We start from the raw sequence: 25,573 nt of genomic DNA, 5'->3' as shown, positions 1-25,573 counted from the left end.
GCTCTCCGCCGGTCAGACCTCCAGGGTCAGGCTCGGGGGCGCGCCGATCAGGGACACGGCGCCCTGGGGATCCACGTCGATGGAGACGGTCGCCTCGCCGACGCGGACGTTGCTCACCGACAGCGCGCCGACGCCCCGTAGCGGGGACACCGTCATCCGTCCCGACGGCACGTCGACGTCGAGGCCGAGCAGCGCCGTGACCAGCGCCGGGGACACCGCGGCGGCCCACGCCTGGGGCCGGCATGCCGCCGGGTACGGCACGGGCCCCACCGACGCGCCTTGACCCTCGCTCGTACGCTGCCGGCTGCCCTGGCCGGGCGGGGCTTCCTGGCCGCCGAACAGTTCCGGCAGGCGGTACTCGAAGCTCGGCGCGGCGGCGATCAACCCGCGCGCCAGGTTCGCGGCGACGTCACGGTGACCGGCGCGGATGAGGCCGAGCACGGCGATGACGGTGTCGTGCGGCCACACCGACCCGAGGTGGTACGACAGCGGATCGAATCCGGCCGAGCCGGTGCCGAGGGTCCGCAGGCCCCAGCCGGAGTCCAGCGCGGCGAGGTGGGGCGCGACCCGGTCCTCCTCCGCCGCCGTGAGCAGCCCGGTGCCGAGGAGGTGCCCCATGTTGGACGCCGGGCCGTCGACCGGCTCTCCCCCGCCGTCGAGGGCGATCGCCGGATACCCGTCCACCCAGAAGCGCTCGCGGAACCGGTCCGCGAGGGCGGCCGCCCACTCGCGGCGGCGCTCGCCGCCGGGGCGGCCGAAGGCGTCGAGCAGGTCGGCGCCGAGCATGGCCGCCTGGAAGGCGTACGCCTGCACCTCCGACAGGGCGACCGGCGGCTTGGCCAGGCGGCCGTCGGCGTGCTGGACGCCGTCCGTGGAGTCCTTCCAGCCCTGGTTGACGAGCCGGTCCGGCGAGCCGGTGTAGGAGACGAACCCGTCGAAGCCCGCGAGCCAGTCCAGCGCGCGTTCGGCGGCGGGCAGCAGCGCCTCCACCTGCGAGGCGGGCATGCCCCAGCGCCACGCCTCGGCGAGGGTGATGACGAACAGCGGCGTGGCGTCGACGGTCCCGTAGTACACCGGCGGCAGCCAGCCGGCCGCGTGCACGGGCCGGAGCTCGTGCGGGATCTTGCCGGGCTCCTCCTCCGTGTCCGGGTCGTGGCGGACGCCCTGGTGCCGGGCGAGAGCCCGCAGGGTGCCGGCCGCGAGCTCGTACCCGAGCGGGAGCGCCAGCCGCGCGGTCCACAGCGAGTCCCGGCCGAACAGCGTTAGGTACCAGGGGCTGCCCGCCGCGCAGTACGGGTCGTCCTCGTCGGCGAGGAGCAGCGCGCCGAGGTCGGCGATCCCCTGGTCGACCAGCGCGTCCAGGCGGCGGTCGGCGGACCGTACGGTGAGCGGGGCGGCCGACCACGGCGGCGGCCCGCTCGGCGGACGCTGCCGGAACCCCTCCACGGGCGGCGGCGTCGCCCGTACGGTGATGGTGGTCGTGAACTCCTCGCCGGGAGCGAGGGAAAGCTCGGCACGGGCCGTGCCGGTCAGGACCACCTTGTACCCGTCCGGCGCGACGTGGGCGACGCCGTCGTGCAGCGGCGTCTCGGTCCCGACGTCTCCGCCGGGCGTGCCCGCGGCGCCCGGTTCGCCGACCGTGCCGGCCTTGACCGCGCTGATCTCGGCGAGATCCGCCGCCGCCTCGACGGCCAGCACCGCCGTGACGCGCTCGGCTCCGGTGTTCCGGACGCGGATCTCCTCGGTGCCGCCGTCGCGGCCGACCGTACGGGTCCGCTCGACCGTCAGGTCGCCGAGCACGGCGGTGAACCGGGCGCCGTCCGCGCCGACCCGCACCGCGTCGACCGGCTCGGGCTCGGTCCCGTCGATCGTCAGTACCAGCCGCGACAGGACACGCCGGTCGGCGACGTACAGCCCGTCGCCGCCCCCGGTGAGCTGCCCGCCGGGCGGCGAGAGCCAGATGGCGGGCGCCGCGACGCACGTCAGGTGCTCGTGGAGGGAGGGCTCGGGCACGACGACTCCAAGGGGGTCGGGGGCGCCCGCCCGGTCGTGGCGGGGCGCTCCAAGGGGGTCGGGGGGGCGCCCGCCGGTCGTGGCGGGCGCCCCGGGGATTCAGCGGAGGGTGACGGCGAGGACCGACCTGCCGTCGAGGGAACCGGCGTCGGCCACGACCTCGGTGCCGCGCGCGGTCTTCCGGACCTGGTACTTCACCGCGTGCCCGTCGAGAGTCACCGACGCGACCGTCGCGCCGCTCGGCAGGACTTGGCCGATCAGCAGGCTCGCCTTGGCGGACCGGCCGGTCACGGCGGTGCGCAGCGACTTCCCGGCGGCCTCGGCGGTGACGTCGACGGCGCCGCCGCCGACCCGGATGTTGCGTCCGGCGACGTGGGACTGGCCCGGCGGGACCTGCGGGACGACCTCCAGCCGCGCCCGGCCCATGTCCGGGGAGACGCCGAGCTGCTGGTGGACGACGGGCCACAGGTTGCCGTACGCGCCCCACGCCTGCAGGACCATCGAGCGTCCGGTCAGGGGACGGTCGATGTTCGCCGGGTCGAAGTCCGGGCTCGGCGCGATCTCCGGCATGGCACCCGGCATCTCCCGCAGCGACGGGTCGAGCTGGATTCGGGCGTTGTCGGTGGTGTACGTCCGCTGCTGGGCCAGGCGGCCGTAGTTGCCCTCGGCGACGGCCATGATCCCGTTGCCGAGCGAGAAGACCTCGCGGTCGCTCTGCACGGACGAGACCACGCCGTCACAGGACGATCCCTTGTTCCCGCCGTCGGCCGAGGTCGGGCCGGTGCCCGTGTGGTAGAGCCCGGTCGTGCCGGTGTAGCAGGACTGCTCGCGCCGGGCCAGCGCCGTCTGGGCGTGCTGGTCGTCGGCCAGCGGACGGGTGGCCTGACCGGGACGGACGAGTTCGGCGTCCATCGGGGTCACGCCGATCCAGTGCCGCTGGAAGATCTTCGTGTTGTCGTTGGCCGGGTCGTCGGGCTTGTCGACGGAGTCCGCGTACTGGGCGGTGTCGCCGCCGTACCACCAGGCTCCCTCGAACTTCTTCTCCATCGCGTCGGCGTGCCCGCCCGCCCAGGCGGCGGTGGCGCCGTCGCCCTTGGCGGTGGCCAGGTCGGCCAGGTCCCGCAGACCGCGGATGGTGTACACGGCGTTGTCCAGCTTCTCGACGCCCATGCCGGGACGCTCGACGTTGCCGGAGCCCTCGGGCCAGCCGTCGCCGTCGGCGTCCAGCTTCTCCACGATGTAGTGCATGTTGCGCTTCGTGAAGTCGTACATCGAGTCGAGGAATGACCGGTCGCCGGTCCAGCGCCACACCAGCGCGACGGCGCTGGGGAACTTCGCGGTCTCGTCGGTGTTGCCGGCCTCTCCGTTCGCGCCGAAGTAGACCGAGCCGTCCGAGACGACCTCGTGGATCACCTTGCCGCTGCGGTCGTTGACGATGTCGCTGGTGTCGCGGACGGCCCGCAGGTGGTCCTCGATCGAGGAGAACTGCCCGGCCGCCACGGTCGCGTAGGCGGTGTACTCCCCGTCGGTGCCGAACAGCCACGGGTAGTCCGGCCAGCCCGCGCCGAGCCAGCGCGCCTTGGCGACGGTGCCCTTGGGCGCCGGGAACTCCTTGCCCTCGTGGGTGACCCGCAGCTGCAGGTCGCGGGCCTCCTGCACGGAGTCGGCGAGGTTCTGCTTGCTCCACTCGACGCTCTGCTGCAGGAGCCGGTCGCCGGGCAGGTCGACGACGGTGTTCGCGGCGACCGCGCGCCGTGCGGCGACCTTGCGGGCGAGCAGCGCGGCCGGGTCGCGCAGCGCGGTGCGCAGCGCCCCCTGAGCCTCGGAGACGCCGTGGTCGGAACCGGCGACCGCGATCCACACGGTGGCCTTGCCGCCCGCCGGGACCGTCACGTCGTACGAGAGCCGCCCGCCGGCGCCCTTGCCGAACGCCGTGTCGTCGCAGCGCTTGGGCTGGTCGCCGCTCGCGGGGCAGACGACGGCCGGGTCCTGCGGTCCCCGGTGGTCGGAACCGAGTTGGTGCGCGACCGGGGTGCGGTCGGCGGCCACGAGCGCGGCGTAGTCGTGCCGGGGCGCGTTCGGCACGTTCGGGGTGCCCTGCTCGCGGAAGGTCAGCGCGCCGTTCTCGTACGCGCCGGTGTCCGGGAGGTTGTTCGCCTGCTGGTCGGGCGCCGTCCAGCCCCACGGGTAGGCGGTCATCAGCTCCGAGTGCGCGTCGACGTCGAGCCGTACGGTGCGGCGGGACGCGGAGCTGAGGGTGATGCCGATGAGCCCGGCCCGTACGCCGTCGGGCGCGACATCCGTGCGCTCGGCGCGCACGCCGTCCGCCGCGCTGTAGGCGATGCGGGTGTAGCCGTGCCCGGCGGTGAACCGCTCGGCCGCGGCCTGCTTGCCGAGCCACGCCCCGTCCAGGCCGAACCAGACGCCGTCGAGGAGTTTCAGCGGCGGGGTCCAGAGCCCGCCCATCTCTCCGCTCGTGTGCCAGCCCGCCGCCGGGTAGAGCCCGTCCTCGGTGGACATCGAGTAGAACCGGTCCCCGATGACGACCGACCGCCGGTCCGGCAGCCGGGTCGTCTCCGACAGTTCGGCCGGGACGGCCGCCGCGCCGGTACTCGTCGCCGCGCGGACCGGGGCGGGCCGCGCCGCGACGGTCCCGGCGATCAGGGCCAGTGCGGCGGCGGCAGTGGAGACGGGTCGTAGGACGCGTCTTCTCATCAGCATCACCTCTCTCGACGACCCCCGAGACGTGCATGGGATCCGGCGCGGTCGTGGCCGGACGACCGTGCCGGTGGGCCGCCCGCCGCTCTGGAGGCCTCCGATCGGCGACCCCGTGCCGGCAGGCGGCGCGGCCCGGTCTGGAGCGGACCGCCGTACGGACGGCGGCCCGCTGATCTGGCGGCCGCCGGTCGACGGCGGCCTGTTTCGGTGGGCGGCACGATCCGGTCCGGAGCGGACCGCCGTGCCGGCGGACGGTGGCCCGCCGAGGTGCCGTCGGCCGGCGGCGCCTCGGCGGGCCGCGGGCTCAGTCGGAGACGGCCAGCCAGGCGGCCGTGTCCGTGGGCAGCAGGCCGCCGTCGAGCGGGCCGCTGGCCAGCAGCACCTCGGCGTCGGCGGACAGCTGGTACGGAGTGCCGGACAGGTTGACGACGCAGGCGAAGCCCGGCGTGCGGGTGAACCGCAGCACACCCTCCGAAGCGTCGTCGTCCCAGGTCAGGCCGCCGTCGCCCAGGGCCGCGTGCTCGTGCCGGATCCGCAGCGCGGAACGGTAGAGCTCGAGCATGGACGCCGGGTCGCCGGCCTCCGCCTCGGCGGTGTAGCCCTTCCAGGACTCCGGCTGCGGGAGCCACGGCGTACTGCCGTCAGGTCCGAATCCGTACGGCTCGGTGTCACCGGACCACGGAATCGGCACCCGGCAGCCGTCACGGCCACGGGACGTGTGGCCGGAACGTTCCCACACCGGGTCCTGCAACGCGGACTCGGGCAGATCCTCGACCTCCGGGAGGCCGAGCTCCTCGCCCTGGTAGACGTACGCGCCGCCGGGCAGCGCCAGCATGAGCAGCGCGGCGGCGCGGGCCCGGCGGGTGCCGAGCTCGAGGTCGACGGGCTCCTCGACGTCGCCCTGCGGACCGCGCCCGCCGGTGTCGCTCCGGCCGTACCGCGTGACGTGGCGGACCACGTCGTGGTTGGACAGCACCCAGGTGGCCGGGGCGTCCTCCAGGGCGAAGGCGGCCAGGCTCTCGTCGATGACGGAGCGCAGGTTCGCCGCGTCCCAGGAGGCGCGCAGGTAGTCGAAGTTGAAGGCGGTCTGCAGCTCGTCGGGGCGGAGGTAGCGCGCCAGCCGCTCCGGGGTCGCCACCCACGCCTCGGCCACGAACGTGCGGTCGCCGTCGTAACGGTCGGCCACCCGCCGCCAGCCGCGGTAGATCTCGTGGACCCCGTCGCGGTCCCAGTGCGGGTGGTCGAGCCGCATGCTCGGCTCGAGGACGTCCTCGCCCTCGCCGCCGAGGTCCGGCAGGCCGTCCTGCTTGATCAGGCCGTGCGCGACGTCGATGCGGAACCCGTCGACGCCGCGGTCGAACCAGAACGCCAGCACCCGTTCGAACTCCGCGCGGACCTCGGGGTTCTCCCAGTTCAGGTCCGGCTGTTCGGGGGCGAACAGGTGGAGGTACCACTCTCCGTCCGGCACCCGGGTCCAGGCGGCGCCGCCGAACGTGCTTCGCCAGTCGTTCGGCGGCAGTTCGCCGTCGGCCCCGCGACCGGTCCGGAAGACGTACCGGTCGCGTTCGGGGCTGCCCGGGCCGGCCGCGAGCGCGGCCTGGAACCACGTGTGCCGGTCGGAGGTGTGGTTGGGGACGATATCGATGATCACCTTGAGGCCGTGGTCGTGCGCGTCACGGATCAGGGCGTCCGCGTCGGCCAGGGTGCCGAACATCGGCTCGATATCGGTGTAGTCCGCCACGTCGTACCCGCCGTCGGCCATCGGCGACGGGTACCACGGCGTGATCCAGACGGCGTCGACGCCGAGGTCGCGCAGGTACGGCAACCGGGACCGAATGCCGGCGATGTCACCGATCCCGTCACCGTTCGCGTCGGCGAAGCTGCGAATGTAGATCTGGTAGATGACGGCGCTGCGCCACCAGGGGGCGTTGACGTGCACGGTTTCCCTTCGGGGGGTGGGGGACGGCGTCGCGTTCCCTTCGGGGTGGGGGGACGGCGTCGCGCTACTTCACGCCGCCGGAGGTGAGACCGGCGATGATGCGGCGCTGGAGGATCAGCACGACGATGACGAGCGGCACGGTGACGAGCACGCCGGCCGCCATCTGCGTGCCGAACGGCTGGTCGAACCCGTACGCTCCGGTGAACTTGGAGATCGACACGGTGGCCGTCTGCATCTCCTTCTTGTTCACCATGCTCAGCGCGATCATGAACTCGTTCCACGCGGCGATGAACGCGATGATCGCGGTGGTGAACACGCCCGGCGCCGCGAGCGGCACGATGATCTTCCGGAAGGCCTGGCCGCGGGTGCAGCCGTCGACCATCGCCGCGTACTCCAGCTCGAACGGCATCTGCCGGAAGAACGCGTTGAGGTTCCACACCGCCAGCGGCAGCACGAACGACAGGTTCGGGATGATCATCGACTGGTAGCTGTTGATCCACCCGATGTTCGTGAACAGGTGCAGCAGCGGGACGATCAGGGAGATCGTCGGGAACATCGACGTCGCGACGATGACGCCGAGCACGAGGTTCTTGAAGCGGAAGTCCAGGCGGGCGAGCGCGTACGCGGTGAAGGTGCCGACGACCAGCGTCAGCACCGTCGTCGTGCCCGCCACGATCAGGCTGTTCAGCAGCGCCCGCTGGAACCCCACGTCGTGCTTGAACACCGCTGTGAAGTTCTTGATCGAGAACGGCGCGGGGATCGGCGAGTTGCTGAACTGGTCCTCCGGCCGGCGGAAGGCCGAGACGACCATCCAGTAGAACGGCGCCAGGCAGTAGAGCGCCACGACGGCCATGCCGACGTACGAGAGCACCTGCCGCGGGCTGACGCCTCGGCGCCCGGCGGACCCGGACTTGGCGGTGGAAATGGCGGTCATGCCGTTACCTCCTGGGCGGCCCGCGCGCGCTTCTTGGCGCGCTTGGAGGCTCCGGACTTACGCGACCGTGCCTCGCCGATGATGTCGGCGCCGAGCAGCTTCACGAAGACGTACGCGGCGACCGCGACGTAGACGAACAGGATCGTGGCCATGGCGGCCGCGGGACCGTACCGGAGGTTGTTCGCCTCGTCGTAGGCGAGCATGGACAGGGTGTTCACCGAGTCCTTGTGCGCGCCGATGAGGATGAACGGCAGGTCGAACATCCGCAGCACGTCGAGCAGCCGGAACAGGATGGCGACGAGCAGCACCGGCTTGATCAGCGGCAGGGTGATCTTGACGAACGTGCGCCACGCGCTGGCGCCGTCCACCTTGGCGGCCTCGTAGACCTCGGCGGGGATCAGCTGGAGCCCGGCGAGGGCGAGCAGACCGACGAACGGCGCGGTCTTCCACGTGTCGGCGATGATGACGGCGACCTTCGCGTGGAAGCCCTCGGTGGTCCACAGCACCTGCTGGCCGATGATCGCGTTGGCCACGCCGTCGGCCTGGAAGACCCAGCGCCACAGCAGCGCGGACACCGCCGTCGGGATCGCCCAGGGCACGAGGATGCTCGCCCGGACGAAGGCCCGGCCGCGGAACGCCCGGTGCATGATCAGCGCCATCGCGATGCCGAGCGCGACCTCGATGATCACGCTGGTGACGGTGAAGAACGTGGTGTTCCAGAACGCGTTCCAGAAGGCGTCGGACTTCACGCCGGTGAAGATGTCGGTGTAGTTCTTGAGGCCGACGAACTTGTCGCCCTTGACGACGAAGCCGTTGGCGTCCAGGCCCTGGCTCTTCTGGTAAAGCGACTCGCGGAGCGCCGCGATGATGGGGTAGCCGACGACCAGGGCGAGAACCAGGAAGGTCGGCGAGAGCAGCACGGCGGCCAGGCGACCCGAGCCCTGGACGTCTTGCTTCTTCTTTACCGGCGCCGCGGCTGACGGCACGGCGGTCGTAGTTGTCATGGAGCCCTCCTCGGGCCCGTGGCGGGACGGCGGGCGTCCCGCCACGGGCGTACGGCTACGGCGTGATGAGCTGTCCGAGCTTGGTCTGCAGGTCGGCCAGCGCCTGGTCGGTGGTCGACTTGCCGGTGAGGGCCGAGTAGGCGGCCTCCTGGATCGCGGTGGTCACGTCGTTGTACCGCACGGCCTGCGGCCGGGGCTTGGCGTTCTGCAGGGACGCCTTGAGGGTCGTCAGGTAGGGGAACTTCTTCTGCAGCTCCGGGTCGTCGTACAGCGAGGCCAGGGTCGGGGCCTCGGAGGACGCGATGAGGTTGGCCCGCTCGGTCTGCTCGCTGGTGAGGTACTTGATGAAGTCCAGCGCGGTGGCCTTGTTCGGGGCGAACTGGGAGATCGCCAGGTTGTGGCCGCCGAGGGTCGGCGCGCCCGGGCCGCTCAGACCCGGCAGCGGGGCGACGGCGAACTTGTCGGCGACCTTGGAGTCACCCTTCTTGTTCGACAGGGCGTACGCGTACGGCCACTGACGGTAGAAGAGCAGGTTGCCCTTCTCGAAGGCGCGGCGGGACTCCTCCTCCTTGTAGCTGATGGCCTCCTTGGGGATCATTCCGCTCTTGAAGCCGTTGACCAGGAAGTTCAGGCCCTCCTTGGCCTGCGGGGTGTTGACGTTCGGCTTGCCGTCGTCGCCGACGACCACGCCGCCCGCGCTCTCGACCGCCTCGGAGAAGTTGACGGTCAGGCCCTCGTACTTCTCGAACTGGCCGGCGTAGCAGTTGACGCCCTTGACCTTGGCGCAGTCCTGCTGCATCTCGGCCCAGGTCTTCGGCGGCGCCGTGATGCCCGCCTTGTCCAGCAGGTCCTTGCGGTAGTACAGCAGACCGGAGTCGGTCTTCCACGGCGCGGCGTACAGGTTGTTCCGGTACTCGCCGGTCTTGGTCGCCGACGGGAGGAACTTGGTCAGGTCGAACTGGGTCTTCGGCAGCTGCGCGATCCACTGGTTGGCCGCGAACTCCGCCGTCCACACGACGTCGAGGTTCAGAACGCTGTACGCGTTGGACTTGGTCTGGGCGTTCTGCACCATCTGCTGCCGCTGCGCGTCCGCGTCCTCGGGCAGCTCGATGATCCGGGCCTGCTCCTTCGGGTGCTGCTGGTTCCAGGTGTTGACCAGGTTCTGCAGGTTGCCCGACGTGTCCTTACCGGTCGCGAGCGTGATCGGCCCACGGCCGCTCAGCGCGCCGCCCTTGCTGGAATCGGTCTTGTTGTCGCTGCCGCCGCTGCTGCACGCTGCGGCCATCATCGCGACGCTCGCCGCGACGATCGTCCAGCGAGTCATTCTGGATATGGATGCCACCTTTACTCCATCCTCGGGGTTCTTCAACTACAGGTGCCGGATGCCGGCCTTCGTCACTCCCGTGCCACGAGTTCTGGACGCAACATCACCCCCTCGGGCGGGGAGTCGCCGCCCTGGACCCGGGCCTTGAGCAGGCCGACGACGCGGCGCGCGACCTCGTCGAGCGGCTGCCGGATGCTCGACATCCGGGGCGAGATCAACGTTGCGGCCGGTGAGTCGTCGAAGCCCACGACCTCGACCCGCGGGCGGCCGTCCGTGTCCAGGCCGCCGGCGAGCCTGGCGCCGACCGCGTGGGTGTCGCTGCCGCACACGAAGGCGGTCGGCGGCGCGGGCATCGTCAGGAGCCGCCCGGCCGCCTCAGCGGCGACGGCGACGCCTTCGGCGCACACGCCGATCAGGCCGTCGGCCGGCAGGTCGTGCCGTTCCATGGCCCGCAGCCAGCCCTTCCGCCGCTCGTCGCCGAACCCGGTGCCTTCCGGCCAGCCGAGATAGGCGATCCGCCGGTGCCCGCGCGCGGCGAGGTGGTCGACGCCCTGCTCGATGCCGTACGCGCCGTCGACGTCCACCCAGGTGTACGGTCCGTCCTCCTGTCCCCAGGGCCGGCCGAAGCAGACGAAGGGGATGCGGCGCTCGGCGAACCACGGCAGCCGCCGGTCCTTTGCCGAGACGTCCGCCAGCACGAAGCCGTCGACCGTGCCGGTGCGGATCAGGTCCTCGTACACGGCGAGTTCCTCGTCCACGGCCGTCGGGGCGAACAGCAGGAGGTGGTAGCCGGCCGCCCCGGCCGCCGACGTGAGGGCGTAGAGGAAGCGGTCGAGGAAGTTGCTCACGCCGATCGGCGCGGCGATCTTCAGGCCGATGCACCGGCTGGCGCGCTCGCGCAGGTTCTGCGCGGCGCGGTTCGGCCGGTAGCCGAGCTTCTCGATAGCCTGTCGTACCCGCTCGGCGGTCTCGGGCGCCACCCGCCCCGGAGCGTTGAGCACGTTCGAGACGGTCTGGCGCGAGACGCCGGCGGCCGCGGCGACATCGGAGATCGTCACTCCGTTCGCGTTTCGGCCGCTCATGCCTCTCCCTCGCGTTCGGTTTCGGAAGTTCCGTCACAACCGGGGCGATTTGATCGTTCAAATTGCCACCGCGCGAGAAGTCATGTCAACCACATGTCGCACACGTTTCCAGCTTGTTACATCGGCGTGTCGGGAGCGAGTCCTGGCTGCTCCGCGTCCCCTGGACAGGACGATGCCACGTACGGAGCGCCTCCGGGAAGAGGTTTGAGATTCCCTTGAGGTGATCGCTTCGGGGGAACATCGGGGCGGACCCGGGTCGTTGGCGTATTGAGGATCGACCGATGAGGGGGGATGTGGTGTCCGCGGCGTCGGACCCTTCCAGTCCTGGGCCGGGGGCACCGCGATGGTGAGCGCCCTGGCCGGCGTCGTCGCCATCCTGGCGCTGACGGCCGCGACCGGTTACTTCGTGGCCCAGGAGTTCGCCTTCGTCTCCGCCGACCGGGCCGCGCTCAGCGCGGAGGCCGAGCACGGCGACAAGCGGGCCCGGCGGGCCCTGACCGTGATGGGCCGGCTCTCCTTCATGCTGTCGGGCGCGCAGCTGGGCATCACGATCACCGCCCTGGTCGTCGGATTCATCGCCGAGCCGGCCATGTCCGCGCTCATCGCCCCGGCGCTGGGGCACCTGGGCCTGTCCGCCGGCGAGGCCGAGGGCGTCGCGGTCGTCGCCGGGTTCCTGCTGGCGACCGTGATCCAGATGGTGCTCGGCGAGCTGCTGCCCAAGAACCTGTCGCTGGCCCGGGCCGAACCCGTCGCCAAGGCGCTGGCCGCCTCGACGCTTGCCTACCTGGCCATGGCCGGCCCGGTGATCCGGATGTTCGACACCGCCGCGGCCCGGCTCGTGCGGTTGTTCGGGGTCGAGCCGGTGGAGGAGCTGCACCACGGGGCGACCCTGGAGGAGCTCGGCGACATCATCGGCGAGTCCCGGCGCGCGGGTCGCCTGCCGCCGGACCTGTCCGACCTGCTCCAGCGCGCGCTGACCTTCCGGGAGCGCACCGCGGCCGAGGTCATGGTGCCCCGCCCGGACGTCGTCGCCGTCCCGCGGACCACGACCGTGGCGGAGCTGACCGACCTCGTCGCCCGCGCCGGCCACACCGACTATCCGGTCTGGGGAGGCGACATCGACGACGTCATCGGCGTCGTCGGCGTCCGCGAGCTCGCCGCCCTCGACGAGGACGACGGGCCGGACCGCCGGGTGGAGACCGTGATGCGCCCGGCGCTGCTCGTCCCGGGCACGCTCGAGGTCCACGAGGTGACGGCACGGATGCGCGAGGCCCGTCAGGAGTTCGCCGCCGTCGTCGACGAGTACGGCGGCCTGGCCGGGATCCTCACCTTCGAGGACATCGCCGAGGAGCTCGTGGGCGAGATCGCCGACGAGAACGACGCCGCGGAGGCGGACCCGACGCGCGGCGAGGGGGTCTGGGTGCTGAACGCCGCGACGCGGATCGCGCAGGTCCGCGACGTGACGGGGCTGGCACTGCCCGCCGACGTCGCGTACGACAGCCTCAGCGGACTGGTCATGACCCACCTCCACCGGCTGCCGCGCGCCGGCGACCGGATCGAGGTCGAACTCGACCCCGAGTACGGTCCGCCAGGACACGCCGAGATCGAGGTCCTCGCGGTGCGCCGCCGCGTCGCCCGGACCGTACGGCTGCGGGCCCTTCCGCTCGCCACCGCCGCGCCCGACGGGGAGGTCTCATGGACCCGCTGACCTCCGCGCTGGTCACGCTCCTGCTGCTGGCCGGCAACGCCTTCTTCGTCGCCTCGGAGTTCGCCCTCGTCGCCGCGAAGCGACCCCGGCTCGAGCGGGCCGCCGCGCGCGGCGGTACGGCGGCGCGGGCGGCCGTCGCCGGGATCGACGAGCTGTCGCTGATGCTGGCCGGGGCGCAGCTGGGCATCACGATGTGCTCCCTGGGACTGGGCGTCGTCACCGAACCGGCCTTCGAGACCCTGCTCGACGCGCCGCTGGCGGCCGCCCGGGTTCCCGAGGCCGCCGGGCACGCGGTGGCGTTCACGCTGGCGCTGGGCGTGGTGACGTTCCTGCACATGGTCGCCGGCGAGATGGCGCCGAAGTCCTGGGCGATCGCGCACCCGGAGCGCTCCGCACTGCTCCTCGCGGTCCCGTTCCGCGGGTTCGCGCGGCTGTCGCGGCCCCTGCTGGCCGCGCTCAACGGGATGACCAACGGCCTGCTCCGGCTCGCCGGCGTACGGCCGCGGGAGGAGTCGGAGACCCCGGCCGACCCGCAGCGGCTGTCCCACCTGATCGGCGAGTCGCGTCGGCTGGGGCTGATCGACCACGCCGAGCACGACCTGCTGGGCCGGGCCATCACCACGCGGCACGCGGGCATCGACCACCTGGTCGTGCCCGCCGAGCGGGTGACGGTGGTCCCCGCCGACGCCGCCCCCGAGGAGATCCGGCGGGCGTCCGCGGCGAGCGGCCACACCCGGCTGCTCGTACGGGACGGCAGGGCCGGGATCCTCGGCCTGCTGCACGTACGCGACGCCCTCCCCCGTACGGCCGACGGCCGGACCGCCGCGGACATGACCTATCCGCTCCCCACACTGGCTCCGGGCACCACCGTGCTGGCCGCCGTGAGCGGGCTGCGAAAGGCGCGGGCCCAGCTCGCCCTCGTCGCGACCTCCGACGACCCGTTCCTCGGCATCGTCAGCCTCGACGATCTGCTCAGCGAGCTGCTCGCCGGCAATCCGCACTGAGAACAGGCGTCGGTCCTCAGCCCTTCCAGCGCAGGCAGTGGAACGCCTCGGCCAGCGGCTCGCCGCACTGCGCTCCGCGGACCGCAGCGAGCGCACGGAGCGCCTCCTCCGACCGCGTGTGCGGGTGCGTGCGCCACTGGCTCGGGTAGCGACGGAGCCCCTCGATCTTGCGATCGAGATCGACCGGCTCGACGACGACGTAGAAGTCCCGGGGCGAGGCCGTCTCGCCGCTCCAGCCGTCGGCCACCTCCTCGTACATGAGGATCAGGTCCGGCTGGTGACGATCCCGCCGGGGGCCCGGTCGCAGCGCGGTTATCGCCGCGGCGGCGACTGCCCGGTGGTCCTGGTTGTAGCTGCTGAGCTCGGGGATCAGGACGACGGACGGACGGATCCGGGAGACGGCGAGCGGGCCGTCGCGCTCGATGAGGTCGATCAGACGCTGCTGGGGCAGCCGGTCGAGCCTGAGGTGGAACTCATCGCCCGGCAGTGCGAGGTGGTGACCGTCCAGGTCGGCGTACTTCGCGACGTCGTCGACCTCCCGTTCGCGTTCGCGGCCGGTCGAGCGGCCGGTCCGCGAGATGTCACGCGTGTCCCCCACGGTGACGAAGAGGACGAACACCTGACCCCCGGCACGTTTCACCCGGCTCATGAGCGCGCCGCAGCCCAGGAGCTCGTCATCGGGATGGGGAGCGACCACGAGGAGCCGCTGGTCCGCCCAGTCGATGGTCATGTGCGACTCGCTCTTCGCCAGGGTCTGAGGATCATCTCGTCGCCATCACGGCGACCATTTCCTTCGAGACGAGCATCTCACCGTTCGCCGGGCAGTAGGCCTTGAGGTCGTCGAGCGAGTAACCCTCGCGTTCGGCGATCTCCTCATAGAGGAGGGTCGAACAGAAGTAGCGAAGAAACTCCTCCCGATCTGGAAAAGTGAGGACTGAATTGAGCACTTCTGCCCGGATCCGACCGAAGATCTGAAGCGAACGCGGCAGGAACTCCTTGACGATGCGCTCCGTGCGCCGCAGCGTCTTGTCGTCGACCCGGCGACCGGTCACCTTCTCGTTGAACGCGTACAGCTCCATGACGTTGCCCGGAGTAGGACCGATCATCACCAACTCGCCCCCGGACACCAGCACCCGGTGCAACTCGCGCAGCGTGAAGTCGGCGTCCCGGGCGTTGTAGATCGAGAAGTTCGCCATGCACAGGTCGAAGGACCCGTCGGCGAACGGCAGCCCGTCGTCCATCGACCCGATGTGCAGGGCGAGGTTGTCGGCGTCCGGATGGCGCCGGCTCGCCCGCTCGATCAGTCCGCCGTCGCGGTCGATCCCGGTCACGGTGCCGTCCTCGCCGACGTGCCGCAGGAAGAGGCCGAGGTGGTTGCCGTCCCCGCACCCGAGGTCGAGGACGTGACGCGGCCGGCTCCGGGCGAGGAAGGCGTCGATCCAATCGCCGATCTCGAAGTTCCCGAAGAGTTTGTGGGCGCGGATGCGGCTCGCGAGACGGTCTTGGGTCTCCTGGTAACTGATGTCCATCCTCGGCGTCACCTCGCGTGAGAAAACCGATCGGTCGGCACCGATGCTATTCGAGCGCGCCGGAGGAACCGGTCAAGAACCACTGCTCAGCGGGTCCGCGAGGAAAGCGCTTATTGTCGCCGGTCGTCGATGTGCAGCAGCCGCCTCAAACCCGGCTGCGTCCCCATTTCTGTGGGGAAATCATCGTTTTCTGACTGCTTTTTCTCCGCGTCGTGAACGACGCGGAGCCTCGGTGCGGAGAGGGAGCGGTGGCGGCCGGGATGAGCCGCCGCCTGCGAGTCCGCCGGCTTGAGGACGGACGCGGGCTCCGGCGCGCCCGCCCGGGCCGCGTACACCGGGACGTTCAACAGGAGCCTGATCAGCCCGGCGCCCCCGACGGCCGCCGCCGCGAGCATGGCGAGCCCGGGCAACCGCGCGGCGGCCACGCCGACCCCGCACAGCCCCGCCACGGCCGCGACGGCGAACAGGGCCAGGCCGACCTGACGGACGGTGAGCCCCATCGCCTTCAAGCGGTGGGACACGTGGTCGGTGCCGGCCGTGAAACAGGACAGCCCGGCGCGGGGACGCGCGATCATCACCAGACAGGTGTCGACGGTGGCGACGAACGTGAACAGGAAGAGCTCCGCCAGCCTCGCCGTAGTGCCGCCGGGCACCCGGACCATGACGGCGGCGGCCGCCAGGACGAAGCCGATGAACAGCGAGCCGGCGTCGCCCATGAACATCCGGGCGGGCGCCCAGTTGTGCACGAGGAATCCCAGGCACGCCGCCGACAGTGACATCAGCAGCAAGGCCAGGCCGCTCTGGCCCCCCAGGTAGGCCGCCGCGCCGATGAGCCAGGCACTGCCGACGGCGACCGCCGCGGCCGCACCGTCCATGTTGTCCAGGAGGTTGAAGGAGTTGGCGAGCACGACGATCCACACCGCCGTCACGACGGGGTCCAGCCAGTGCCCGAAGAGGCCGATGCGTCCCCCGGCCAGGACCACCGCCGTGGCGGCGCCACCCTCCACGACCAGCCGGAACGCCGGGTGAGTCGGCCGCAGATCGTCGAACAGGCCGACGAGGGCGACGACGACGCCGGCGAGGACGACGACCGCGATCCGCCGATCCCAGTGGGAGATCGCCACCGTGCCCGCGGCCAGCGCGCCCACGGCGATCGCGACGCCGCCGAGGTACGGGGTCGGCCGCGTGTGCGCCTTGCGCACGTCCGGCCGGTCGGTGAGGCCGTGCCGCAGGGCGTACCGGCCGAGCGCCACGCTCAGCACGTCGGCCAGCACGAGCGCCGCGAGGGCCGCACCGGCCGCCCTCAGCCACGGCGGCACGGCCACCGGCCTTCGAGAACGGATCTCCTGGTGCGGGGCATGGCACGCCTCCCGGGCTCCGACGACGGCCACGTGACCGGGCGTCACCCGTCCGTGACCATTCCGAAGATCAGGCTAGAGACCGTTGATCAAAACCAGGGTCGTCCCACCGACATGATCGAAGAAAGTGGCCGCGCGAAAAGCCCCTTTTCCGGACGGGACGGTACCGCTCGGTCCAGAGTTTAAGCAGGTCGGCACCGGCAATGTCGCAATAGGCACATACGGGGAGACACCAGGGGGAAGGAACGCGCGATGACTCAGCGACCTGAGACGATGCCGGAGAAGGACGCGATCGACCTGCTCATCCACCAGCACCAGGAGATCCGCCGCCTCTTCGAAGAGGTCGACAAGAGCACAGGCCATGCCCGTGAGGAGGCGTTCGAGAAGCTCTGCCGCTTCCTGGCCGTGCACGAGACCGCCGAGGAGGAGGTCGTCCACCCATTGGCCCGCCGGGTCATCCCGGACGGCGACCAGATCATCGACGCCCGGCTGCAGGAGGAGAACGAGGGTAAGCGGGTCCTGCAGGCCCTGGAGAAGATGGGCACCTCGGCGGCCGGCTTCGAACCGCTGTTCACCGAATTCCGCAAGTCCGTCATCGACCACGCCGAGCACGAGGAACGCGAGGAGTTCACCCGGCTGCGGGAGATGGGCGGCCCGGAACTGCGCGGCCTCGCCGCGGCGATCAAGGCGGCGGAGGCGACGGCGCCCACCCACCCGCACCCGGGCGTGGAGTCCGCCACCAAGAACATCCTGATCGGCACGTTCGCCGCCGCCGCCGACCGGACCCGCGACGTGGTCCGCAGGGCGCTCGGCCGCGACAAGCGATGACAGCACCGGCCCGGCCCGCGACCGGCGCAAGCCGGCCGCGGGCCGGTGACGCGGGCCGATGACGCGAGCCGATGACGCGAGCCGGACCGTGAGTGATCCACTCTGCTTCCGCCGCATCGATTTGCGGGTGACCGCCTCTCGCCGACGCCGACCTGATCCACCTCGTACGGCCCGCCGGCCCCAGGGCTCCTGCCCTGATCCACCTGGCTACCGCCGAGCCGGTCGGCGGGTGACCGCCGCTCGCCAGCCCGGTCCGCAGGTGACGTACGCCGGTGACGATACGACGGCCGGCAAGGAGCGTGGCCTCGTGACGATGTCGCCGGTCCGGTGGGGTGCACCCCGGATTCGGCCGAATGGGGGCGCTGAACGATTGTTTACTGTTTGTGCTCTTGACGCTACAGTCTGTTACCGGCACAGTTGAAAGAGACCGCGCATTGCGGTCGATTCGGAATGCGATGGCGCATTTATCGTCAGTCGCGGCGCGGTCGCCTGTGGGCGGCCGGGTGCGAACGGCGGCCCCGGGTCAGGTGATTCCGGGTGGGCGATCGGGAGCCGATCCCGATCGCCCGTCACGGGCAGGGCCCGCGCCCCGGCAGAACCCGGGGCGATCAGGAGCCGGGGCGATCAGGAGCCGACGGCGAAGTGGACCTGGATGCGCGTGCCGTCGGCCGTACGGGACGTACGGACAAGGTCGGAGATCTGGTTGACCAGCAGTAGGCCGCGTCCACCATGAACGGCCGGGCCGACCGAGTGTCGCCCGGCCAGCGGGTCGCGAAGCCGCCGACCTGGGGCCGGAGCCAGCGGACGTGGCGACCCTCGACGCCCCTCCGCCACCGGCAGACCGCCAGCAGAGCCCCGTCCGCGACCTGCGGACCGCCGGTGGAGCCCCGTCCGCGGGTCGCGCGTCATGCCGTCGGCCCGCGGATCGGGGCGGCGGTTGCCGGTAGGGTCCTGATGAGGTGTGTCGTCACGGTAGATGGGAGGAGGGCGACGGTGTCGGGCGAGCGGATGCGCCGGTGGGTTCCGGCGGTCTTGGTCTCGCTGCTGCTGTTGCTCGGTGCCGGCCGCGTATTCGACGGCACCTCCGCTTCGTCTCCGGGCGTCCATCCCCTGACCTCCACAGTGGCGGCCGCGCCGGCCACGGGCGCCGCCGGTGCCGCCGAGCACGGCCGGCACCAGCCCCGGCTCGGCGAGCATCGGCAGGCCGACAAGGCACCTCTGAGGGCGGCCGACCCGAAGGGCACGTCGATCGCGGCGGGGCTGCCCGTCTGGTGGCGAGGGCCGCACCGGGCCTCCTCCCGTACGCCGTCGGGTGACCGGCCGGCGCGGGGCGGCCGGGCGCCTCCGATCTCTGTCCTTTCCGCGTCGGCGTAATCGGGCAGCCTCGACAACGGGCCGCCGGTCGCCGTCGCTTATCCGGGTGTCCGTTCCCCGGAACACGGGCGTTCCCGCCGCGTGACGGTGCGCCCGTCCTCGACCATGCCCCGTCCGCGGGCCGGCGCGCCATGACACCGACGCGCCCATACCGCCGGTGCGCCATGCCACGCGCCGATGCCGCTGGTGCGCCATGCCGCCGCCGGCTCGCGGACCGCCGGTGTCTCGCGCCGGCGTTCTACGTGGAGAAACGACAGTGACCTACCTTTTCGTCGCCATCGCCGTCCTCGTCCTCGGCGGTGCGCTGCTGTTCGGTGCGATGTTCCGCCGCGACGACACGCGTCTCGGTCTGCCGGCCCTGGCGGTGATGATCGCCGCGAATGTGCTGGCAATGGTCTACGCGGCCTACGACCAGTGAGATCCCGTACCGAACGACGAGCCTGAAAGGACTCTCGTGGAGATCGAACGCACCTCCTTGCCGGGTATCGGCCTGCAGCACGTGTTCATGACGGCCCGCGGCCGGCGCGTCGGGATCGTGTCCCACCACAGCGGCCGCCGCGACGTGGTCATCTTCGACCGGGACGACCCCGACAGCGCCGCCACGACGATCGTGCTGACCGCTGAGGAGGCCGGCGCGGCCGGCGAACTCCTCGGCACCGCGCGTGTCGTCGAGCGGCTGACCGAACTGCACCGCCAGGTCGAGGGCCTGGTCAGTGAGCAGGTCCCGATCATCGCCGGTTCGCCCTATGACGGGCGGCCGCTCGGCGACACCCGGGCCCGCACGCGGACCGGCGCGTCGATCGTGGCCGTCGTCCGCGGCGGCGACGTGGTCGCGAGCCCGCGCCCGGACTTCGTCTTCCGGGCGGGCGACATCGTCCTGGTGGTCGGCACCGCCGACGGCACCGCGGCCGTCGCCGCGCTGCTGGGCACGGGGTAGCCGCCCATGCACTCGGCCATTCAACTGATCGAACTCGGTGCCATCATCCTGGGCCTCGGGCTGCTCGGCGCGGTCGCGGTCCGGTTCTCCGTGTCGCCGATCCCGCTGTACCTGCTGGCCGGCCTCGCGTTCGGATCCGGTGGCGTGCTTCCGCTGACGACCAGCGAGGAGTTCGTCTCGGTCGGCGCCGAGGTCGGCGTGATCCTCCTGCTGTTCACCCTCGGCCTGGAGTACACCGCCGATGAGCTGGTGACCACTCTGCGGACCTCCGCACCCGTGGGGCTGTCCGACCTGATCCTGAACGCGACCCCCGGCGTCGCCGCCGCTCTGCTGCTGGGGTGGGGCCCGGTGGCGGCGGTGGCGCTGGGCGGCATCACGTACGTCACGTCCTCAGGGATCACCGCGAAGGTGATGGGCGACCTGGGCCGGCTGGGGAACCGCGAGACGCCCAGCGTGCTGTCGGTGCTGGTCTTCGAGGACCTGGCGATGGCCGCGTACCTGCCGATCCTCACGGCGCTGCTCGCGGGGGCGGGGCTGCTCGGCGGCGGGCTCGCCCTGCTCGCCGCCGGGGCGACCATCAGCGTGATCCTGTTCGTCGCGCTGCGGCACGGCGGGATCGTGCAGCGCTTCGTCGCGAGCCCCAGCCGTGAGGTGCTCCTGCTGAAGGTGCTGGGCCTGACCGTCCTGGTCGCGGGGCTCGCCCAGCAGCTGCAGGTGTCGGCCGCCGTGGGGGCGTTCCTTGTCGGCATCGCGCTGTCCGGACCGCTCGCCCATGACGCCCGGCAGCTGCTCAGTCCGCTCCGGGACCTGTTCGCGGCGGTGTTCTTCGTGTTCTTCGGCCTGCATACCGATCCGGCGGACCTGCCGCCGGTCGCCGGAATCGCCGCAGCACTGGCGATCGCGGGCGTGGCCACCAAGCTCGCGACCGGGTGGGTTGCGGCCCGGCGGGCGGGAGTGGGCCCGGCCGGCCGTCTGCGCGCCGGAACCGCGCTGGTCCCTCGCGGCGAGTTCAGCATCGTCGTCGCGGGCCTGGCGGTCGGCGCGGGGACGAATCCGCGCCTCGGTCCGCTCGCCGCGGCGTACGTGCTGATCCTCGCGATCGCCGGGCCGCTGCTGGCCCGGAGCGCCGACTCCCTCGCCCGTGCCGTCGCCATGGCCGCCGGACGACGGGCCTGACCCCCGATGCCGGCGAGCGGCACGCCCAGGCGCCCGCCCGCCGGCCCCGGCCACGCGGCCATCCGGTCACGCGGTCGCGTGGCCACCCGGTCACACGGTCACCCGGCGACCCGGCCGCGCCGTCACGCCGTCACGCCGTCACGCCGTCACGCGGCGATCGTGGCGTGCATCTCCCAGACGAGGATCTCCGCCGGTTCGGTGGCCGTCACCCGCTGGCCGCCTGTCGCGGTGAACCGCGCCGCGTCGCCGCCGGTCCCTTCCGCCCGCCGTGGACCGCTCGGTGAGCGCCCGACCCGCACGGGTCGGGGGCGGTCACGGGCCGTCCGCCGTGCCGGTGACCTGAAGCTCCGCCACCTGGAGGAACCCCGTGGTGGTGCCGGGCGCCGGGCTCGTCAGGTCGAGCCGGACGCTCGGCGCGGTCACCGGGTCGAAGGTGATCGTGGTCGGCTGGTTCGACCCGTCCGCCCAGTCGATCTTCAGGTTGCGCACCGGGACGTCCCGCCCGCCTCGCCGGTAGGTGACGCCGGTCCCGGCGGGCCGGGCACGCCCGGAGCCGGTGGTGAAGTACGCCTTGATCGTCCCGAACCGGTGGGCTTCCGGCCAGGACACCGAGATCCAGTCGGCGGGGCGTGCCCTGCTGACCGGCGGTAGCAGAGCCGTGGCGGCTTTGGAGTAGTAGTTCGACCAGCCGCCGGACGTCGTGACGCCGTCCAGCATCGCGGCGGGCACCGTGTCGGGAGCGCCCGAGTAGCTCGCGTCCGCGCTGGGACTCAGCTCGGGGGCCATCAGGTTCCGTGGGGCCGTGGTGCTCCCCGGCGTCGTCACGCGCGTGGGGCCTCCGGGCGTGCCGCCGGAGGCCGCGCGCGCCGGCGTGCCCGCCGTTCGGGCGGTGATCGCCTGAGGCATTGCCGTGACCTGGGCGACCTTCGCGGCGGCACGTGCCTGGATCGTCACCGATGCCGGACGCAGGCCGGGCGACGTCGCGGTGAGCGTCACCGGCCCGGCGCGGTCGCCCGCCCGTACGATCGCCAGCGCCTTTCCGGCCCACGCCCGCCTGGTCGGGGCCTTGTAGTTCTCCGCGCTCTCCTGACGCCCGTTGTCCAGGCCCGCCAGGCTCCCTCCGGTGACCGCGAAGTGGATCGCGTTCTCGGCGCCCGGCACGACGACGCCCCGTGCGTCCACCACCTCGGCGGTGACGTACGACAGGGACCGGCCGTCGGCCGTGATGTCCTTCCGGTCCGGAGAGAGACGGACCGTGTACGGCGCCCCGGCGGTCCTCAGCTCGTCGGTGGCCACGACCCTGCCGCCGCTCCGTGCCACGGCGGTCATCCGTCCGGGCGCGAAGGGAACGTCCCAGGTCAGATGGAGTTTGCCCGCGCTGCCGGTGGGGCTGGTGTAGCTGCCCGGGTACGGACCGGAGGTGACGTTCTTGTCGTCGTGGGTGGCCTCGGTCGTCTCGAGGTACGCCCTCCCGTCCGCCGTCGTCTTGTGGTCGAACCTCCGTGTGCCCAGCGACCTGCCGTTCAGGAACAGCTCGACGGTGTCGGCGTTGGAGTAGGCCCACACCTGTACCCGCTCACCCGGTTTGTGGTCGGTCCAGTTCATCGGCAGCAGGTGGACCATCGGATCGTCGGCCCACTGGCTCTTGAACAGGTAGTACATGTCCTTCGGGAAGCCCGCCGTGTCGACGGCCCCGAAGAAGGAGGACTTGACCGGGAAGACGTCGTACGGCGTGGGCTCGCCGATGTAGTCCATGCCGGACCACAGGAACTCACCGGCGAAGAAGCACCGGTCACGGTCCTTCTTCAGCCCGTACTCGCCGCTCATCGTCCAGGACGCGAGGTTGTTGTCGTACGACGAGGTGCCCCGCCGGCCCGGGGTGTAGTTCTCGCCGGTGTTGAGCTGGTCGGGGTCCTGGTAGACGCCGCGCGTCGAGGTCTCCGACGACGACTCGGACTCGAAGAAGAACTTCCCGGGGTACCGCGCGTGCAGCGCGTCCACCGACCCCGCCGTGTTGTAGTTCAGCCCGAGCCCGTCCAGCAGCCCGAGGATCTGGTCCTGCGCCGACCCGGGGGCCGGGACGCTGCGGTACTTGTCGGAGCCCATGACGATCGGGCGGCTGGTGTCGATCGACCGGATGTCCCCGATCAGCCGCTTGGCGATGGGCACGCCGACCGGCGACGTCGAGTCGGGGATCTCGTTGCCGATCGACCACAGGACGACCGCCGGGGAGTTCTTGGCGGCGTTCACCATCTCGGTGATGTCCGCGTCGCTGTCGGCGTCGAAGAAACGCCCGTAGTCGTACGTGACCTTGGGCGTGCGCCAGGTGTCGAACGCCTCGACCATCATCACGATCCCGAGTTCCTCGCAGACCTGCACCATCTCCGGCGACGGCGGGTTGTGCGAGGTGCGGAACGCGTTGACGCCCATGCTCTTCATGAGCCTCATCTGGCGGTACAGCGCGTCCTTCGTGACGGCGGCGCCGAGCGCCCCGCCGTCGTGGTGCAGGTCGACGCCCTTCAGCTTGGTGTACCGGCCGTTGAGGGAGAAGCCCTGGTCCGGGTCGAAGCGGAACCACCGGATCCCGAAGCGGGTCGTCGTGGTGTCGACCGTGCGGCCGGCGACGACCAGATCGGTGCGCAGGGAGTACAGGTAGGGACGGTCGGTCGACCAGAGCGTGGGGTGCTCGACCCGGAGGTCCGCGGTCGCGGTCTCCGGCCGGTCTCCCACGGTGAGGTCCGAGGTCGCCCGCGCCACCGTACGGCCCCCGGCATCCTGGACACGGGAGACGACCGCGACCCGGGCGGTGCCGCCGCCCTCGTCGGCGACGTCGGTCCGGACGTGCACGTTCGCGTACCCGGACCCGATGGTGTGCTCCAGGTCCGGCGTGGTGACGAAGACGCCGTGCCGCTGAACGTGCACCGGGTCGGTCACGGTGAGGTGGACGTCCCGGTAAATCCCGCTGCCGGAGTACCACCGGCTGCTCGGCAGCCGGTTCTGGACCTTCACCGCGACGACGTTCGGGGTTCTGCCGTCCGTGTGCACCGAACCGGTCAGGTCCGCGGCGAACCCGGTGTAGCCGTAGTGGTGGTTCGCGATCTGCCGGCCGTTCAGATAGACGGTGGAGTCCATGTAGACGCCGTCGAAGTCGATGGAGATCCGCTTGCCGGTCATCGACGGCGGCAGGGTGAACGCCTTGCGGTACCAGCCGAGGCCCCCCTGCAGGAAGCCGGTGCCGGCGTCGGTGCCGCCGGTCGGTGTCGGGTCGCGTTCGATGCTCCAGTCATGGGGGAGATCGACGCGGCGCCACGAGGAGTCGTCGTACGCGGGGTCGGCGGCGTGGGCGTACGCGCCCGTCGGGTCGGTGATGCCCTCGGGGTTGACCAGGGCGAACCGCCAGCCGGCGTCGAAGTCCAGGCTCCTGTCCCCGCCGGTCGCGCTCGCCGCCACGGGCCCCTGCGGCGTGACGCGAGGCCGGGCCGACGCCGCGGTGAGCGGCCCGCCGGCCGTGGCGGCGCATGTGACGAGGGCGATCAGCAGCCTGAGCGCCGCCCTGGCAGCGGGCTTCCTGGACATCCGGCTCCTCGCGGCTCCGACCACAGGCAGCGGCCTTCCGGGTCAGACGTTCGAAATCTCGAACGATCTTCGGGATATGGCTGCTTGAGAATCCTCACTCGGCGCGGTCGCGTCAATGGCGGCGTGATGTCCGATTGCGGACAGCGGTCCCGGCGGATGAAGGCGGGCGGTGCCTTCCGGAACACCGCCCGCCGGCCCGCGTCAGGCGGCGATCGTGGCGTGCATCTCCCAGACGAGGATCTCCGCCGGTTCGGTGGCCGTCACCCGCTGGCCGCCCGTCGCGGTGAACCGCACCGCGTCGCCCTCGTTCAGCGCGCCCGCGCCTTCGAGGGTGACGTTGCCGCGCGGCACGAACAGGTGGAGGAACGGAGCGTCCGGCAGCGCCACGCTGTCGCCGGCCCGCAGCCGCGCCACATGGAGCGCCGCGTACTTGTTCTTGATGCGGATGGCCGTCTCGCCCTCGTGGCGCTCCATCCCGGAGGCCACGGTCACGAGACCACCCCGCAGCAGCTCGTCGTCGATCTCCAGCTGCTCGTAGCCGGGGCGGATCCCGGCCTCGTCGGGCACGACCCACATCTGGACGAAGTGGACGGGCTCGGTCGGCTCGTCGCCGCCCACCGGTCCGCGGTGGTCGTTCTTCTCCGAGTGCAGGATCCCGGTGCCGGCGCTCATGCGCTGCGCCAGGCCCGGGTAGATCACGCCGTTGTGCCCCTCGGAGTCCTGGTGGACCAGCGAGCCGCGGAGCACCCAGGTGACGATCTCCATGTCCTGATGCGGGTGCGTCTCGAAGCCGGTGCCGGGCTTGACCACGTCGTCGTTGTTGACGAGCAGGAGCCCGTGGTGGGTGTTGTCCGGGTCGTGGTGGTGGCCGAAGGAGAACGAGTGCTTTGAATCGAGCCACGAGATCTTGGTGGCCATGCGCTCGTCGGCTCGGCGGATGTCGACCGTGGGTCGCAGGTTCATGACGGGCCTCCCTGGTTGATTGAAGCTTCAACTACCCTTCCTCGACAATTGTTCCCGCCGGTCACCACCAGGCCGCCTCGATTACGACACCGGCACTGGGACAGAC

Annotated in this window: 20 protein-coding genes; 7 read left to right on the top strand and 13 right to left on the bottom strand. The window is 71.6% G+C overall.

Annotated elements, in window-relative coordinates:
- Positions 1–12: 12 nt before the first annotated feature.
- The 7 genes from ABEA24_RS19720 to ABEA24_RS19690 all read right to left on the bottom strand — a co-directional run bounded on the left by ABEA24_RS19720 (position 13) and on the right by ABEA24_RS19690 (position 11,014).
- A complete protein-coding gene (locus tag ABEA24_RS19720; protein WP_345432391.1) occupies positions 13–2,013 on the bottom strand; it encodes a glycogen debranching N-terminal domain-containing protein in 2,001 nt (666 codons plus the stop codon).
- 99 nt (positions 2,014–2,112) lie between these two features.
- The gene (locus tag ABEA24_RS19715) at positions 2,113–4,728 is read right to left on the bottom strand and encodes a glucosidase family protein (RefSeq protein ID WP_345432390.1); all 2,616 of its coding nucleotides are present in this window, start codon (positions 4,726–4,728) and stop codon (positions 2,113–2,115) included.
- 307 nt (positions 4,729–5,035) lie between these two features.
- Positions 5,036–6,670 (bottom strand): glycoside hydrolase family 13 protein, encoded by a 1,635-nt coding sequence (locus ABEA24_RS19710; protein ID WP_345432389.1) that lies wholly within the window; start codon positions 6,668–6,670, stop codon positions 5,036–5,038.
- Between the two features lie 64 nt (positions 6,671–6,734).
- Complete coding sequence (locus ABEA24_RS19705; RefSeq protein ID WP_345432388.1) at positions 6,735–7,604, bottom strand: carbohydrate ABC transporter permease; 870 nt, start codon at positions 7,602–7,604, stop codon at positions 6,735–6,737.
- The gene (locus ABEA24_RS19700) at positions 7,601–8,608 is read right to left on the bottom strand and encodes a carbohydrate ABC transporter permease (protein WP_345432387.1); all 1,008 of its coding nucleotides are present in this window, start codon (positions 8,606–8,608) and stop codon (positions 7,601–7,603) included. The genes ABEA24_RS19705 and ABEA24_RS19700 overlap by 4 nt, the downstream gene beginning before the upstream one ends.
- Positions 8,609–8,663: 55 nt before the next feature.
- Entirely contained in the window at positions 8,664–9,932 is a 1,269-nt protein-coding gene (locus ABEA24_RS19695; RefSeq protein WP_345432386.1) for an ABC transporter substrate-binding protein, read from the bottom strand.
- A 71-nt stretch (positions 9,933–10,003) separates the two neighbouring features.
- A complete protein-coding gene (locus tag ABEA24_RS19690) occupies positions 10,004–11,014 on the bottom strand; it encodes a LacI family DNA-binding transcriptional regulator (RefSeq protein ID WP_345432385.1) in 1,011 nt (336 codons plus the stop codon).
- A gap of 343 nt (positions 11,015–11,357) precedes the next feature.
- Here ABEA24_RS19690 and ABEA24_RS19685 point away from each other — a divergent pair, with 343 nt between their 5' ends.
- Together ABEA24_RS19685 and ABEA24_RS19680 are read left to right on the top strand one after the other, a co-directional pair.
- Positions 11,358–12,722, top strand: coding sequence for a hemolysin family protein (locus ABEA24_RS19685; protein ID WP_345432384.1), 1,365 nt, complete (start codon positions 11,358–11,360; stop codon positions 12,720–12,722).
- Positions 12,710–13,726: a CNNM domain-containing protein gene (locus ABEA24_RS19680; protein WP_345432382.1), complete on the top strand. Its 1,017-nt coding sequence runs from the start codon at positions 12,710–12,712 to the stop codon at positions 13,724–13,726. The genes ABEA24_RS19685 and ABEA24_RS19680 overlap by 13 nt, the downstream gene beginning before the upstream one ends.
- Before the next feature lie 16 nt (positions 13,727–13,742).
- Here the strand turns inward: ABEA24_RS19680 and ABEA24_RS19675 are convergent, their stop codons facing one another.
- The 3 genes from ABEA24_RS19675 to ABEA24_RS19665 all read right to left on the bottom strand — a co-directional run bounded on the left by ABEA24_RS19675 (position 13,743) and on the right by ABEA24_RS19665 (position 16,646).
- Positions 13,743–14,456: a PIG-L deacetylase family protein gene (locus tag ABEA24_RS19675; RefSeq protein ID WP_345432381.1), complete on the bottom strand. Its 714-nt coding sequence runs from the start codon at positions 14,454–14,456 to the stop codon at positions 13,743–13,745.
- 31 nt (positions 14,457–14,487) lie between these two features.
- Entirely contained in the window at positions 14,488–15,255 is a 768-nt protein-coding gene (locus ABEA24_RS19670) for a class I SAM-dependent methyltransferase (protein ID WP_345432380.1), read from the bottom strand.
- A 110-nt stretch (positions 15,256–15,365) separates the two neighbouring features.
- The gene (locus tag ABEA24_RS19665) at positions 15,366–16,646 is read right to left on the bottom strand and encodes an MraY family glycosyltransferase (RefSeq protein ID WP_345432378.1); all 1,281 of its coding nucleotides are present in this window, start codon (positions 16,644–16,646) and stop codon (positions 15,366–15,368) included.
- A gap of 219 nt (positions 16,647–16,865) precedes the next feature.
- Here ABEA24_RS19665 and ABEA24_RS19660 point away from each other — a divergent pair, with 219 nt between their 5' ends.
- The 5 genes from ABEA24_RS19660 to ABEA24_RS19640 all read left to right on the top strand — a co-directional run bounded on the left by ABEA24_RS19660 (position 16,866) and on the right by ABEA24_RS19640 (position 20,928).
- A complete protein-coding gene (locus tag ABEA24_RS19660) occupies positions 16,866–17,441 on the top strand; it encodes a hemerythrin domain-containing protein (protein WP_345432377.1) in 576 nt (191 codons plus the stop codon).
- 993 nt (positions 17,442–18,434) lie between these two features.
- On the top strand, positions 18,435–18,815 hold the full coding sequence (locus tag ABEA24_RS19655; RefSeq protein ID WP_345432376.1) for a hypothetical protein: 381 nt from the start codon (positions 18,435–18,437) through the stop codon (positions 18,813–18,815).
- 256 nt (positions 18,816–19,071) lie between these two features.
- Positions 19,072–19,233: a hypothetical protein gene (locus tag ABEA24_RS19650; RefSeq protein ID WP_345432375.1), complete on the top strand. Its 162-nt coding sequence runs from the start codon at positions 19,072–19,074 to the stop codon at positions 19,231–19,233.
- Between the two features lie 36 nt (positions 19,234–19,269).
- Positions 19,270–19,752, top strand: coding sequence for a cation:proton antiporter regulatory subunit (locus tag ABEA24_RS19645; protein ID WP_345432374.1), 483 nt, complete (start codon positions 19,270–19,272; stop codon positions 19,750–19,752).
- A 6-nt stretch (positions 19,753–19,758) separates the two neighbouring features.
- Positions 19,759–20,928 (top strand): cation:proton antiporter, encoded by a 1,170-nt coding sequence (locus tag ABEA24_RS19640; RefSeq protein ID WP_345432373.1) that lies wholly within the window; start codon positions 19,759–19,761, stop codon positions 20,926–20,928.
- 146 nt (positions 20,929–21,074) lie between these two features.
- On the opposite strand, the gene ABEA24_RS19635 is transcribed toward ABEA24_RS19640, so the two are convergent.
- The 3 genes from ABEA24_RS19635 to ABEA24_RS19625 form a co-directional block, all read right to left on the bottom strand.
- Positions 21,075–21,227, bottom strand: a complete 153-nt coding sequence (locus ABEA24_RS19635; RefSeq protein WP_345432372.1) for a hypothetical protein — start codon at positions 21,225–21,227, stop codon at positions 21,075–21,077.
- Between the two features lie 13 nt (positions 21,228–21,240).
- Positions 21,241–24,504, bottom strand: a complete 3,264-nt coding sequence (locus ABEA24_RS19630) for a glycoside hydrolase family 2 TIM barrel-domain containing protein (RefSeq protein WP_345432371.1) — start codon at positions 24,502–24,504, stop codon at positions 21,241–21,243.
- 201 nt (positions 24,505–24,705) lie between these two features.
- Positions 24,706–25,467: a pirin family protein gene (locus ABEA24_RS19625; RefSeq protein ID WP_345432370.1), complete on the bottom strand. Its 762-nt coding sequence runs from the start codon at positions 25,465–25,467 to the stop codon at positions 24,706–24,708.
- Positions 25,468–25,573 lie beyond the last annotated feature (106 nt).

It is taken from the genome of Actinoallomurus vinaceus (assembly GCF_039542055.1).
Lineage (GTDB): Bacteria > Actinomycetota > Actinomycetes > Streptosporangiales > Streptosporangiaceae > Actinoallomurus > Actinoallomurus vinaceus.
Note: the sequence above shows the minus strand (reverse complement) of the source record. Positions and strands in the feature narration are given on the sequence as shown.

What these genes read in the sequence shown, in the direction of transcription:
- ABEA24_RS19690 (WP_345432385.1), bottom strand. Translation starts at nt 11,014, where the DNA reads ATGAGCGGCCGAAACGCGAACGGAGTGACGATCTCCGATGTCGCCGCG.
- ABEA24_RS19715 (WP_345432390.1), bottom strand. Translation starts at nt 4,728, where the DNA reads ATGAGAAGACGCGTCCTACGACCCGTCTCCACTGCCGCCGCCGCACTG.
- ABEA24_RS19675 (WP_345432381.1), bottom strand. Translation starts at nt 14,456, where the DNA reads ATGACCATCGACTGGGCGGACCAGCGGCTCCTCGTGGTCGCTCCCCAT.
- ABEA24_RS19695 (WP_345432386.1), bottom strand. Translation starts at nt 9,932, where the DNA reads ATGACTCGCTGGACGATCGTCGCGGCGAGCGTCGCGATGATGGCCGCA.
- ABEA24_RS19680 (WP_345432382.1), top strand. Translation starts at nt 12,710, where the DNA reads ATGGACCCGCTGACCTCCGCGCTGGTCACGCTCCTGCTGCTGGCCGGC.
- ABEA24_RS19700 (WP_345432387.1), bottom strand. Translation starts at nt 8,608, where the DNA reads ATGACAACTACGACCGCCGTGCCGTCAGCCGCGGCGCCGGTAAAGAAG.
- ABEA24_RS19640 (WP_345432373.1), top strand. Translation starts at nt 19,759, where the DNA reads ATGCACTCGGCCATTCAACTGATCGAACTCGGTGCCATCATCCTGGGC.
- ABEA24_RS19685 (WP_345432384.1), top strand. Translation starts at nt 11,358, where the DNA reads ATGGTGAGCGCCCTGGCCGGCGTCGTCGCCATCCTGGCGCTGACGGCC.
- ABEA24_RS19660 (WP_345432377.1), top strand. Translation starts at nt 16,866, where the DNA reads ATGACTCAGCGACCTGAGACGATGCCGGAGAAGGACGCGATCGACCTG.
- ABEA24_RS19705 (WP_345432388.1), bottom strand. Translation starts at nt 7,604, where the DNA reads ATGACCGCCATTTCCACCGCCAAGTCCGGGTCCGCCGGGCGCCGAGGC.
- ABEA24_RS19625 (WP_345432370.1), bottom strand. Translation starts at nt 25,467, where the DNA reads ATGAACCTGCGACCCACGGTCGACATCCGCCGAGCCGACGAGCGCATG.
- ABEA24_RS19670 (WP_345432380.1), bottom strand. Translation starts at nt 15,255, where the DNA reads ATGGACATCAGTTACCAGGAGACCCAAGACCGTCTCGCGAGCCGCATC.
- ABEA24_RS19630 (WP_345432371.1), bottom strand. Translation starts at nt 24,504, where the DNA reads ATGTCCAGGAAGCCCGCTGCCAGGGCGGCGCTCAGGCTGCTGATCGCC.